13 protein-coding genes are annotated in these 12678 nt (G+C 72.1%); 5 read left to right on the top strand and 8 right to left on the bottom strand.

Annotated features, from left to right (window positions below):
* Positions 1–9 precede the first annotated feature (9 nt).
* The 6 genes from C6361_RS05610 to C6361_RS05585 all read right to left on the bottom strand — a co-directional run bounded on the left by C6361_RS05610 (position 10) and on the right by C6361_RS05585 (position 4820).
* The gene (locus C6361_RS05610) at positions 10–939 is read right to left on the bottom strand and encodes a S1C family serine protease (protein ID WP_107266999.1); all 930 of its coding nucleotides are present in this window, start codon (positions 937–939) and stop codon (positions 10–12) included.
* A 39-nt stretch (positions 940–978) separates the two neighbouring features.
* A complete protein-coding gene (locus C6361_RS05605) occupies positions 979–1938 on the bottom strand; it encodes a VWA domain-containing protein (protein WP_107266998.1) in 960 nt (319 codons plus the stop codon).
* 22 nt (positions 1939–1960) lie between these two features.
* Positions 1961–2974, bottom strand: a complete 1014-nt coding sequence (locus C6361_RS05600; RefSeq protein ID WP_107270755.1) for a DUF58 domain-containing protein — start codon at positions 2972–2974, stop codon at positions 1961–1963.
* Positions 2975–3062: 88 nt separating this feature from the next.
* Positions 3063–4148, bottom strand: a complete 1086-nt coding sequence (locus C6361_RS05595) for a MoxR family ATPase (RefSeq protein WP_107266997.1) — start codon at positions 4146–4148, stop codon at positions 3063–3065.
* 10 nt (positions 4149–4158) lie between these two features.
* The gene (locus C6361_RS05590) at positions 4159–4383 is read right to left on the bottom strand and encodes a hypothetical protein (RefSeq protein WP_107266996.1); all 225 of its coding nucleotides are present in this window, start codon (positions 4381–4383) and stop codon (positions 4159–4161) included.
* A gap of 185 nt (positions 4384–4568) precedes the next feature.
* Positions 4569–4820, bottom strand: a complete 252-nt coding sequence (locus C6361_RS05585) for a flavin reductase (protein ID WP_107266995.1) — start codon at positions 4818–4820, stop codon at positions 4569–4571.
* Positions 4821–5362: 542 nt separating this feature from the next.
* Here C6361_RS05585 and C6361_RS05575 point away from each other — a divergent pair.
* Entirely contained in the window at positions 5363–6148 is a 786-nt protein-coding gene (locus C6361_RS05575; RefSeq protein ID WP_159079192.1) for a helix-turn-helix transcriptional regulator, read from the top strand.
* Positions 6149–6393: 245 nt separating this feature from the next.
* Positions 6394–7686, top strand: coding sequence for a lipase (locus C6361_RS05570; protein ID WP_107266992.1), 1293 nt, complete (start codon positions 6394–6396; stop codon positions 7684–7686).
* Between the two features lies 1 nt (position 7687).
* On the opposite strand, the gene C6361_RS05565 is transcribed toward C6361_RS05570, so the two are convergent.
* Positions 7688–8305, bottom strand: coding sequence for a TetR/AcrR family transcriptional regulator (locus C6361_RS05565; RefSeq protein ID WP_107266991.1), 618 nt, complete (start codon positions 8303–8305; stop codon positions 7688–7690).
* 53 nt (positions 8306–8358) lie between these two features.
* On the opposite strand from C6361_RS05565, the gene C6361_RS05560 reads away from it, so the two are divergent.
* From C6361_RS05560 to C6361_RS05550, 3 genes are all read left to right on the top strand, one after another.
* On the top strand, positions 8359–8856 hold the full coding sequence (locus C6361_RS05560; RefSeq protein WP_107270754.1) for an SRPBCC family protein: 498 nt from the start codon (positions 8359–8361) through the stop codon (positions 8854–8856).
* 92 nt (positions 8857–8948) lie between these two features.
* Positions 8949–10862, top strand: coding sequence for a molecular chaperone HtpG (gene htpG, locus C6361_RS05555; RefSeq protein ID WP_107266990.1), 1914 nt, complete (start codon positions 8949–8951; stop codon positions 10860–10862).
* Between the two features lie 42 nt (positions 10863–10904).
* Positions 10905–11855 carry a diacylglycerol kinase family protein gene (locus C6361_RS05550; RefSeq protein ID WP_234359346.1) on the top strand — a complete coding sequence of 317 codons (951 nt, stop codon included), beginning with the start codon at positions 10905–10907 and terminating at the stop codon, positions 11853–11855.
* A gap of 22 nt (positions 11856–11877) precedes the next feature.
* Here the strand turns inward: C6361_RS05550 and C6361_RS05545 are convergent, their stop codons facing one another.
* Positions 11878–12624, bottom strand: coding sequence for an HAD family hydrolase (locus C6361_RS05545; RefSeq protein WP_159079191.1), 747 nt, complete (start codon positions 12622–12624; stop codon positions 11878–11880).
* Between the last annotated feature and the right edge of the window lie 54 nt (positions 12625–12678).

Below are 12678 nucleotides of genomic sequence, written 5' to 3'. Positions count from 1 at the left end.
GATCCGACGCTATCCACCGTTCCTGATGATCCGCTCGGCCGCCCGCTGGGCCCGGTCGATCGGGATCGCGAAGCCGATCCCGATGTTGCCGCTGCCGTCCAGGGTGGCGATCGCGGTGTTGACGCCGACCACCTCGCCCCGGGCGTTGACCAGCGGTCCGCCGGAGTTGCCGGGGTTGATCGAGGCGTCGGTCTGGATCGCGGCCTGCCGGGCGCCGCTGTCGCCGAGCCGCACCTGGCGGTCGAGCGCGCTGACGATGCCGGCGGTGACGGTGCCGGAGAGCCCCAGCGGGGAACCGACCGCGAGCACCGGTTCGCCGACCCGGACGCCGTCGGCGGCGAGCCGCAGCGGCCGCAGCGCCCCGGCCGAGGCGACCCTGAGCACCGCGATGTCGCTGCCCGGGTCCCGGCCGACCACCTCGGCGGAGAGCCGTCGCCCGTCCTGGCCGACCACGCTCACCGTCGTCGCGCCCGCCACCACGTGGCTGTTGGTGACGACGTGCCGCTCGTCGACGGCGAAGCCGGATCCGCCGGCCCGGCCGGCCCGCACCGACAGCACTCCGGGCAGGGCGGTGGCGGCGGCACCGACCAGGTCGTTCGGCACCGCGCCGCCGCTCGGTCCGGGAGCCGGCACCGCGCCGCCGGCCCCGGGGCGCGGTGACAGCGGGGTCGCCGGTGGGGGAGCGGCCAGCTCCGCCGCCGGCCCGTCCGCCGCCACGTATCCGCCGGCCAGCGCGCCGGAGGCCGCCGAGAGCGCCACCACCGCCAGCCCGGCCAGCAACGTCCGCCGCCACCGGGCCGCGCCGGCCGCCGGCTCCTTTTCGGGTACGCCGACCGGGGCGAGCGGGCTCGGCCAGGCGTCCAGCGCCGGGGAGACGAAGCCCGGTCCCCGGGGGCGGCCCAGTCCCGGTGGTGCCGCCGTCACCTCTGTCTGCTCCATCTTCCCGTCACTCCCTCCACTGTGGAAATGGTGGCCCGGTCAGGGGATCCGGGCGAACCAGAACATCGACGCGGCGGCGGCGAGCAGCGCCAGGATCAGCCCGATGCCGATGAACCGGGCGGAGACGTCCTGCCGCTCCAGGGTGTAGCCGACCGAGCTGCCGATGTCGGCGTAGACGGCCCGCAGCTCGTCGCCGCTGCCCGCCTCGTGGTAGCCGCCACCGGTCCGCTCGGCGACCATCCGCAGCGTCTCGCCGTCCACGGGCACGGTCATCGGCCGGTTGCCCTGCTCGATCACGCCGTCCGAGGTGCCGAACGCGATGGCGTCCACCGGTACCCCGGCACCCGACGCGTCGGCCGCCGCCTGCTCCGGGTCGCTGCCGGAGGTGTTCGCGCCGTCGGAGAGCAGCACGATCCGGGCCGGCGGTGGATCCTCGGCGGCCTGCCCGTCCAGGGTGGAGATCGACTCCAGCGCGGTGCCGATCGCGTCCCCGATCGCCGTACCCTGCTGACCGGTGCCGCCCTCGGCGAGCCGGTCGATGCCGGCCGCCAGCAGTTGCCGGTCGGTCTCCGGGGGGACGAAGACCGAGGCGTTGCCGGCGAAGGCGACCAGTCCGACGTTGAACTCCTCGGGCAGCCCGTCGACGAACTCCCGGGCCGCCGCCTTGGCCGAGCTGAGCCGGTCCGGCGGTACGTCGTCGGCGAGCATGGAGAGCGACACGTCCACCGCGATCACCACGGTGGCCCGCTCGCGCGGTACGCGTACCTCGTCGCTGGGGCGGGCGAAGCCGACCACCAGCAGCCCCAGCATGCCCAGGAAGAGGCTTGCCGGCACATGCCGCCGCCAGCCCGGTCGGCTCGGCGCCACCCGGTCCAGCAGGCGCAGGTTGGTGAAGCGGACGGCGTAGCGGCTGCGGCGGCGCTGCATCACCAGGTACGCCACGGCCAGTGCCGCCACGCCGGCCAGCAGCCACAACCGGCCTGGGCTCTCCAGCGTCATGATCCCTCCTCGTCCCGTCCGGTCACGCCGCGCCGCCCGCCGGACCGCCGGCCGGGCCGGGGGTACGGGCTGCCGCCGCCAGGCGGCGCTGGGCGTACACGTGCCGGACGATGTCGGTCACCCAGTCCCGGTCGGTACGCAGCGCCAGGTGCGCGGCCCCGGCCCGGCGCAGCGCCCGCCGGAGCAGTGCGCGCTGCTGCCGCGCCGCGTCGGCGTACCGTTCGCGCAGCCGCCGGCTGCCGGTGGAGATCTCGCGGCGCCGGCCGCTCTCCGGGTCGACCAACGTGATCAGTCCGACGTCCGGCAGGTCCAGTTCGCGTGGGTCGGTCACCTCGACCGCCAGCACCTGGTGCCGGACGGCGAGCCGGCGCAGCTCCGTCTCCCACTCGGGCCGCTCCTCGGCCGAGTCCCGGCCCGGCGGGTCGCCGGCGGGGTCCGGCAGCCCGTCGAGCCAGTCGGAGACGACCACCACCAGACCCCGGCGCGGCGCCGCGCGGTGCAGCCCGGCGAGCGCCTGCGCCAGCGATGGTGGCCGGGACCCGGCGGGGCCGCGCGGCGCGGCCAGCAGGGTGTGCAGCAGGCCGAGCAGATGCTCCCGACCGGTACGCGCCGGAAAGCGCCGGATCCCGTCCGCGCCGAGCAGGTGCCCGCCGAGCCGGTTGCCGTGGCTGGCCGTCAGGTAGCCGATCGCGGCGGTGGCGGCGACCGCCAGCTCCCGCTTCTCCAGTTCTGCGGTGCCGAAGTCCATGCTGGGGGTGGAGTCGACCAGGACCCAGGTGGTCAGTTCCCGGTCGGCGTCCACCTCCCGGACGTGCGGCACCCCGGTACGTGCGGTCACCGCCCAGTCCATCCGGCGTACCTCGTCCTCGCCGGGCCGGTACTCCCGGCTGCCGGTCAGCTCGCTCCCGGCGCCCGGCAGCAGACCCAGGTGCTGCCCGTGCAGCAGCCCGTCGAGCCGACGGGTGATCGCCAGCTCCAGCCGGCGCAGCCGACGGTGTGGCGCGAGGTGGTGCACGGTGGCGTATCCCTCGTTCATCCGGTGCGTCTCCCGTTCCTCCGGTCCGTCCGGTGTGGCGGGCGGCGCGACCACGGCCGCCCGGCCCGCCCGCCGGGTCGCCCGCGACTCACGCCGCCCGCTCCGCCCGCCGCGCGCCCTCGGCCTGCTGTCCCTGTTCCGCCTGCTGCGGGGCTATCTGCGGCGGTGGTACCGCGCTCACCAGCCGGCGCACCACCGACTCGGCCGAAATCCCGTCGGCGACGGCGTCGAAGGAGAGCACCAGCCGGTGTGCCAGTACGTCGACGGCCAATTCGGTCACGTCGGCCGGCAGCACGTACTCCCGGCCGCGCAGCAGGGCCAGCGCCCGGGCGGCGGCGACCAGGCCGAGGGTGGCCCGGGGACTTGCCCCGTAGCCGAGCCGCGCCGAGAGGTCACCCGCACCGAACCGGTCCGGATGCCGGGTCGCCACCACCAGCCGCACCACGTACTCGGCGATGGCGTGGTGCACGAAGACCGCCCGAGCCCGGTCCTGGAGGGCGCGCAGCCGAGCCGGGTCCAGCACCGTACGCGGCTGCGGCCGGGCGGTGCCCATCCGGTAGAGGATCCCCAGCTCCTCGGCGTCGGTGGGGTAGTCGACGAGTACCTTCAGCAGGAACCGGTCGCGTTGGGCCTCGGGTAGCTGGTAGACGCCCTCGGACTCGATCGGGTTCTGGGTGGCCAGGACCAGGAACGGTTCCGGTACCGGATAGCTGCGTCCGCCGATGGAGACCTGCCGTTCGGCCATCGCCTCCAGCAGCGCCGACTGCACCTTGGCCGGTGCCCGGTTGATCTCGTCGGCGAGGACCAGGTTCGCCATCACCGGGCCGAGTTCGACGTCGAAGCTCTCCGAGGAGGCGCGGTAGATCCGGGTGCCGACGATGTCCGACGGGACCAGGTCCGGGGTGAACTGGATCCGGGAGAAGGTCCCGCCGACGGCGACGGCGAGGGTCTGCGCGGCGAGGGTCTTCGCCACCCCGGGTACGCCCTCCAGCAGGCAGTGCCCGTCGGCCAGCAGCGCGGTGAAGAGCCGTTCCACCAGCCTGTCCTGCCCGACGATCACCCGCTTGACCTCGAACATCGCCTGTTCGAGCGCGACGTGCGGCGCTTCGGGCGCGACGTGCGCCGCCTCCGGCGGGACGCGCGGTGTCTCCGGGCCGGCTTCGGTAAGGCTCATCGGCGGTACCTCACAGGCCGGCTTCGGCGGGCGTGGCCGCGCCGCCGTTCTTCTCGGGGCAGTCCTTCGGTACGTCGACCGTGCCGCCGAAGACGTTGCCGTTGTTCTCGGTGACGATCCGTACCGTCTTCTCCGAGTCGGCCGGGTCGTCGGCGTACGCCGCTCCGGCGAAGCCGACGGCCGCGACGGCCGCGGCACCGGCGAGGGCCAGCCCGGCGATCCGCTTGATCCGCATGGTCCCTGTTCCTTCCGTCGAGGTTCTGCTCGGGCCGGGCGCCCGGAGCGGGGTTGAGTGGAGAACCGGGCGCCCGACGGAAGTCATGACATCAGGAGGGACCGAAAAGGAGCCGAAGGTCGGGCCTGCCCCGGGCCGCCGTGGGGGAGCGGACGACCCGGGGCGGCCGGTCGGGTGGCGAAACGTCAGTTCTCCTCGGGCAGCCAGCCGAGGAAATGCACGGCCAGCGTCACGGCGTCGCCGCGCGGTTGGTCGGCCAGTGCGGTCAGCAGCTTGCGGGCGAGGTACAGCCGCAGTCCCTGCCGGTCGTCCTGGTACATGGCGAGCAGGACGAGTCGGGCCGGCTGGCAGGGCCATTTCGCCCCGCAGGCCCGGCAGAGGAAGAGCGGACGGGTGTGCACGTGTGGACGGCGGCGGCTGAGCAGCGGCCGGGTCATGCTGTTCCGCCCGGCCCGGGTCGATTCACCGCACCGCGCGGTGGGTCTGGGCCGGAGTCGGCGAACCGGCCCGGCCGGTCTCATGGATGCCGGCGGAGGTCCGGAGCGGAAACCGGCTGTTGCCGGCACGGGCGCGCGGCAGCGGGGGCGGCGGGTCCGGCGGTCCGGCCGTCGCGCGAACGCCGGTCGGCGGCGGCGGATCCGGGGGTACGACCATCGCCCGATCCGCCTTCGGCGGCGGCGGGTACGGCATCGGGACGAGTTCGACCGAGTCCGGGCAGCGCCAGCGCCAGCCGCATCGGCAGTACCGCCAGAGTCGCCGCCAGTCCCGGCGATGGCGCGGTTTTGTTCGATCTACCGGAATCATTGGTTTGTTCCCTCCTTGAATTGGAATCGGGTGACGGTGCGAGCGGGAGTTTTGCCCTTCCACAGTGGGCTTTCCAGCCCTATCCTCGGAAGGCGTCGCGCCGGATTGTGGGTGGTCACGGCGCATTGTGAGCGGTGTGTGGCGCGCCGGTCAGACCTGTGAGGGCGGTGTGAGGATGGATGATCGAATTCGCTATCTCCTCGACGAACTTCGCCTGACCCGAGACGCGCGCGGAATGACGCAGGAGGATCTCGCCCGGCATATTCCGTGGGCGGCCTCCACCATCGCGATGATCGAGAGTGGGCGTCGTAAACCGCCGCCCGGTTTCTGGGCCGCCGTCGACGGCGCCCTACAGACCGGTGGCGCACTCGGCCGCCTCGCCGCCCGCCTCGGCTCGTCCCAGTGGTTCATCGACTGGTGGACCGTCGAAGAGGGAGCGGTGTCGTTGCGATCATTTCAGGCTCTGGTCGTGCCCGGCCTGCTGCAAACCGAGGCGTACGCCCGAGCGGTGCTCACCGAGGCAGGGTTGACCAACCTGGAGGAGACGGAGCGCCGGCTTGCGATGCGCCTCGCTCGCCAGGCGGTGTTGACCCGGGAGAACCCGGTGGACCTCACGGCCGTATTGGACGAGGAGATGTTGCACCGCCCCGTCGGTGGGCCGGCTGTGATGCGTGAACAGTTGCACGCACTGGTAGCCGCGTGCACCCTGCCGCACGTGCGGTTGCATGTCGTCCCGATGTCGGTCGGCGCGTACCCCGGGCTGAACGGACCGTTCGCGATCGCCACGGCGCGGGACCGGAGCGAAACCGGCTATCTCGACAACCAGTTGGCTTGGCAGGTGATCGAGAACGCGGACGACCTGGCGGTACTACAGCGGGCATGGGAGGCCGTTCGGAGCGAGGCGCTTCCACGGCAGCAGTCCGCCGAGTTGATACAGGAAGTGGCCGAGAAGTGGATCTGATCGGTGGTGGGTGGATCAGGGGCACCCGGTGCGGTGGCTCAGGTGTGTCGCTCGCGCGTAACCAGCCCGCGTCCCGCTGAGCCCCGGACGCCCTCGCACCCGTGCGGCTTCGCCGCGAGGCCGTTGCCGTGTCCCGCCGGACACCGACCCTGGTTTCCGGGCGAGACTTCCCTGAGATTTCTCCGGGTCGCGGTGGGCACCTTCGGCAGATGTGCCGGGATGCCGGCGCGAACCAGTCTGTGGGCATGCGAATACCTTCTCGACGCTGGCTGCTCGGTGGGCTCGTGGCGCTGCTGGCGGTGTCGGTGCCGGCCGCCGCGCCGGCCGCGTTCGCCCGGACCGGGCCGCCGGCTGCCGGTCCGACCGGACCCGCCGGCTCCACACCGCTGCGGCTGAGCCTGCCCGAGCCGACCGGGCCGTATCCGGTCGGCACCAGCGAACTGCACCTGCTCGACGCCGCCCGCCCCGACCCGTGGGTGGAGGGGCGGCCGAGGGAACTGATGGTGAGCCTCTGGTACCCGACGCTCACCGCCCACGCCGGCCGTCCGGCGCCGTACCTGCCGCCGCTGGCCGCGCAGCGGTTCGCCGAACGTACCGACGCGCAGCTCGGGCTGGCCGCCGGTCAGGTCGACTGGGCCGGTATCGCCACCCACGCCCGCGCCGGGGTGCCCGTACGCCCCCGGCGCGGCGGCCACCCCGTCGTGCTCTTCTCACCCGGCGGGGGCGTAGCCAGGGCGCACGGCACCATGCTGGTGACCGAGCTGGCCAGCCGGGGGTACGTGGTGGTGACGGTGGACCACACCTACGAGACGCCGGAGGTCGAGTTTCCCGGTGGCCGGGTCGAGACGCAGCGGCTTCCCGACATCGACCCCACCGAACTCAACCACCGGATGCTCGATACCCGGATCCGGGATACCCGTTTCGTCCTCGACCAGCTCGTGCTGCTCGCCCGGGGTGGCAACCCGGACGCCGGGGGCCGGCGGCTGCCGCCCGGTCTCGGCGCCGGGCTCGACCTGTCCCGGGTCGGCATGTTCGGCCACTCTGCCGGAGGCTTCACGGCGGCCGAGACGATGCTGGTGGACCGCCGGCTGGACGCCGGGGTGGACATGGACGGGAGTCTCGCCTACAGCTTCTCGGCCGGGGACTTCGGCGACGTCGTACACCAGGGGTTGGACCGGCCGTTCCTGCTGATGGGGGCGGGGCAGAGTTCCGGGGCGCCGCACACGCACCAGCACGCCCGGGACTGGGCGGGCTTCTGGGCGCACTCCACCGGCTGGAAGCTGGACCTCTACGTGGCCGACGGCGAGCACTTCACCTTCACCGACCACCAGGCGTTGCTGCCGCAGCTCGCGGAGGTGTTTCCGTTGCCGCCGGATCTGGTCGCCGGCTCGATCGGCACCGTCGACCCGGACCGGATCGTCGGATCGCTGCGGGCGTACCTCGGCGCCTTCTTCGACCAGCACCTTCGGGGACGGCCGCAGCCGCTGCTGCGGGACCCGTCGCCACGGCATCCCGACGTGACGTTCGTGCGGCCCTGAGCTACGGCGGGGGTGTCCGTCCGGTCGGGCGGGCACCCGCGCCGTCTCGCGGCCCGCTCGGCAGTCCCGCCTGGTAGTTGGCGGCGAAGGCTTCCAGCGCGGCGTCGGTGCCGGCCCGGTCGCCGGTGGCGAGCAGGTCGAGCAGCAGCCCCCGGATCACTGCCAGCCCGAGCCGGGCGTGCGTGCGGGCCAGCTCGGCCGGTACGCCCCGCCGGGCGGCGAGTTCGACGTTGAGGTCCAGCCAACTGTCCACCACCCCCTCCAGCAGCGCAGTCGTGCCCGGATAGCCCTGCACCGCCTGCCCGTACAGCTCGAAGAAGAGCCGCTCGTACGGCCAGAGCGCCGGGTCGGCCAGTCGTCGCCACATGCTCCGGATCGCGTCCGCCGGTGCGGTGGCCGGGTCGAACTCCAGACTGGCCAGTGCGGCCCGCTGCCGGCGCTCGATCTCCCGGACCACCTCGACGAGCAGTCCCTCCTTGGAGCCGAAGTGATAGATCAGCATCCGGTGGCTGGTGCCGAGGTCCGCCGCCAACCGGCGCAGGCTCAGCGCGCCGACGCCCTGGTCGGCGATCCGGTCGACGACGCGGGCGAGCAGCTCTTCGCGTACTCCGGCAGGCATGTACCATACGGTACACGTACCAGTTGGTACAGGGATCGGGGAGGGTGCGGACGGTGGCGCGACAAGAGATCGACGTACGGGTGCACACCACGGCCAGCCCGGCGGTGGTCTACGCGTTGCTGGTCGACGGCGCCGGTTGGCCCGGCTGGTCACCGCTGGACTCCTTCGAGCTGGAACGCCCCGGTGCGGACGAGCCGGAGGGCGTCGGCGCGATCCGGATCTTTCGGACCGGCCGGGTGACCAGCCGCGAGCGGGTGGTCGAACGGGTGCCGGACCGCCGGTTCAGCTACGAACTCCTCTCCGGGCTGCCGCTGCGCGACTACCGGGCCGACGTCGACCTCACCCCGGAGGGCGGCGGCACCTCGATCCGCTGGCACTCCACCTTCGCCGCCAGGGTGCCGGGCACCGGCTGGCTCTACCGGCGCGCGCTGGGCCGGTTCGTCGGCCAGGTCGCGGCCGGCCTCGCCGCGCACGCCGCCGCCGTGGCCGCCGGTGACCACCCAGCGGCCGGGAGTACGGGTCTGCGCGGTCCCGATGCCGGGGTCAATTAGTATGGCGCCGGCTATCCGGAGCGTAACCGTGTGATCCAGACTCACCGGCGGCGCTCCGTCGTTGGCGCAGCGGGCATTTCGTGGAGGATCACATGAGCACGGGGACCGAGACTTTCGAGTTCCAGGCCGAGGCGCGTCAGCTACTCCAGCTGATGGTCCATTCGATCTATTCGAACAAGGACATCTTCCTGCGGGAACTCATCTCCAACGCCTCGGACGCGCTGGACAAACTGCGGCTGGCGGCATTCGCCGACAAGGAACTGGCGGTCGACACCTCCGACCTGCACATCGTCATCGAGGTCGACCGGGAGGCGCGTACCCTCACCGTCCGGGACAACGGCATCGGGATGTCCCGGGACGAGGTCGTCATCCTCATCGGCACCATCGCGAAGTCCGGCACGGCGGAACTCCTGGAAAAGATCAAGGAGTCCAAGGACGCGGCCGGCTCGCAGGACCTGATCGGACAGTTCGGCGTCGGTTTCTACTCCAGCTTCATGGTCGCCGACAAGGTGACCCTGCTGACCCGGCGGGCCGGCGAGTCCACCGCGACCCGCTGGGAATCCGACGGCGGCGCCACCTACGTCGTCGAGACCGTCGACGAGGCGCCGCAGGGCACCTCGGTGACCCTGCACCTGCGGCCGGAGGACGCCGAGGACCAGCTCTTCGACTACACCGCCGAGTGGAAGATCCGGGAGATCGTCAAGCGCTACTCGGACTTCATCGCCTGGCCGATCCGGATGTCGGTCGAGCGGACCGACAACGACGGCAAGACGACCACCGAGACCGAGACGCTCAACTCGATGAAGGCGCTCTGGGCGCGGTCGAAGGACGACGTCAAGGAAGACGAGTACAAGGAGTTCTACCGGCACCTCAGCCACGACTGGACCGACCCGCTGGAGACCATCCACATGCGGGCCGAGGGGACCTTCGAGTACGAGTCGCTGCTCTTCATCCCGTCCCGCGCACCGTTCGACCTCTTCATGCGGGGCGCCAAGCGCGGCGTGCAGCTCTACGTCAAGCGGGTCTTCATCATGGACGACTGCCAGGAGCTGATGCCGGAGTACCTGCGCTTCGTCAAGGGTGTGGTGGACGCGCAGGACCTGTCGCTGAACATCTCCCGGGAGATCCTCCAGAAGGACCGGCACATCCAGTTGATGCGCCGCCGCCTGGTCAAGAAGGTGCTCTCCACGGTCAAGGAGATGCAGGCGAACGACGCCGAGCGCTACCGGACCTTCTGGTCGGAGTTCGGCCGGGCGGTCAAGGAGGGCCTGCTCGACGACTTCGACAACCAGAAGACGATCCTGGAGATCGCCTCGTTCGCCTCCACCCACGACCCGGAGCAGTTGACCACCCTCGCCCAGTACGTCGAGCGGATGAAGGAGGGGCAGACCGACATCTACTACTCGACCGGCGAGTCCCGCACCATGATCGAGAACTCGCCGCACATGGAGGCGTTCCGGGCCAAGGGCTACGAGGTACTGCTGCTGACCGACCCGATCGACGAGATGTGGGTCTCCTCGGTGCCGGAGTTCGACGGGAAGAAGTTCCAGTCGATCGCCAAGGGGCAGGTCGACCTCGACTCCGACGAGGAGAAGGAGAACGCCGGTGCGGAGCGGGAGCAGCAGGAGAAGGACTTCGCCGACCTGCTCGGCTGGCTGACCACCCAGCTCGCCGAGAACGTCAAGGAGGTGCGGCTCTCGTCCCGGCTGACCACCTCGCCGGCCTGCATCGTCGGCGACGCCCAGGACATGACCCCGACCCTGGAGAAGATGTACCGGGCGATGGGGCAGGAGATGCCGGTGGTGAAGCGGATCCTGGAACTCAACCCGACGCACCCGCTGGTGACCGGACTCCGCGAGGCGTACGGGCAGCGCAGGGACGACCCGACCGTGGCCGAGACCGCCGAACTGCTCTACGGGATGGCGCTGCTCGCCGAGGGCGGCGAACTCGGCGACCCGGCCCGGTTCACCCGACTGCTCGCCGAGCGGCTCGCCCGTACCCTCTGAGTACGCGCTTGGTGGCCCGGGTCGCTGGGTAAGACCCGGGCCATGACCAGCACGATGACCGCCGAGTCCGCCGCCCCGACGCCCGGACCGGCCGTGACCCCGGCCCAGGTGGCCCGGGTCGCGGTCGTCGCACACCGGAAGAAGTCCCTCGGCGGTGGGCTCGACGAACTCCGCTCCCGGCTGCGTGGCGCCGGGATCGAGGACCTGCTCTGGTACGAGGTGCCGAAGAGCCGAAAGGCGCCGAAGAAGGTACGCAAGGCGCTCGACAAGGGCGCCGAGCTGATCTTCGTCTGGGGCGGGGACGGCATGGTGCAACGCTGCTCGGACGCGATGGCCGGCTCGGACGCGGCCCTGGCGATCCTGCCCGCCGGTACGGCGAACCTGCTCGCCACCAACCTCGGCATCCCGGAGGATCTGGCCGAGGCGGTCCGGATCGGGCTGACCGGGCCGCGCCGACGGCTCGACCTGGGACGGCTCGGCGGCGAGCACTTCGCGGTGATGGCCGGCGCGGGCTTCGACGGGGAGATGATCCGGGACGCCGACCGCGACCTGAAGGATCGACTGGGCCGGCTCGCGTACGTCTGGACCGGGCTGCGGCACGTCCGCAGCGAGACGACCCGGATGCGGATCCGGGTGGACGGCGCGGACTGGTTCGAGGGGGAGGCGAGCTGCGTACTCTTCGGCAACGTCGGCACGATCACCGGCGGCATCCCGGCCTTCGACGACGCCCGTCCCGACGACGGCTGCCTGGAGGTCGGCGTGGCGACCGCCAGCGGGGTGCTGGACTGGGTCCGCACCCTGGGGCAGATGGCGGTCGGCCGCTCCGACTCCTCGCCGTTCGTCCGGATCACCCGGGGCCGGAAGATCAACGTCCGGTTCGCCGAGCCGATGACCTACGAGCTGGACGGCGGCGCCCGCGACCGGGTCACCCGACTGAAGGCCCGGGTCGCCCCCGGCGCGCTGACGGTCTGCGTACCGGAGGAGGAGTCCTGAACCCCGGCCCGCCGGGCGCGGGTCAGTGGGCGGAGCCGGCGAGCCGGTCGTCGTCGGCCTGCCGGCTGCGCAGCCGGGCGGGCAGGTCGAGGATCGAGTCGAGCCGGCGGGCCTCCGGCACCGGGCTGCGGCGCTCCGGGTCGATCAGGTACGCCCGGATGCCGGCCCGCTCGGGGCCGACGAAATCGGGCCGGTAGCTGTCGCCGACGAAGACCGCCGAACCGGCGTCGATGCCGAGGATCTCCAGCGCGGTGGCGTAGATCCGGGGGTGCGGCTTGCACCAGCCCAACTCCACCGAGGCGACGACGGCGTCGAAATACTGCGCCAGCCCCATCGCCGCGAGATGGTCGGGGACCAGTCCCGGCTGGTGCGTGTTGGTGACGACCGCGAGCCGGTGGTCGCGGTGCAGGTCGCGTACCAGTTCGGGGACGCCGGGGAGGTAGCGCACCCCGGTGTTCCACTCGCGGACGTACTCCCGGACGAACGCGTCGGCGTCCTCCGGTGCCGGCGACCGGCCGAGGAGGTCGGTCAGGAAGACGGTGCCGACCTCGATCATGGAGAACTCGGAGTCGTTCTCCTCGCTGCGCCGGTCGAACTCGGCGAAGGCGCCCGACCAGGCGGTCAGGAATTCGGCGTAGTCCAGGTCGACGCCGAGCCGCCGGAGCAGTGCGTGCGAGCCTGGATAGCCCTGCTCGGTGCGACTGGCCGAGTAGGCGACCAGGGTGCCGAAGAAGTCGAAGAGGACATGGCTGGGGCCGGCGGCAGGCATCGGGGAATTATTCCATCCGGCCCCGATGTCGACCCTCGGCGACGCCGGGAAAAT

This window comes from Plantactinospora sp. BC1, from assembly GCF_003030345.1.
Lineage (GTDB): Bacteria > Actinomycetota > Actinomycetes > Mycobacteriales > Micromonosporaceae > Plantactinospora.
This window is presented reverse-complemented; position numbering and strand designations above follow the sequence as displayed.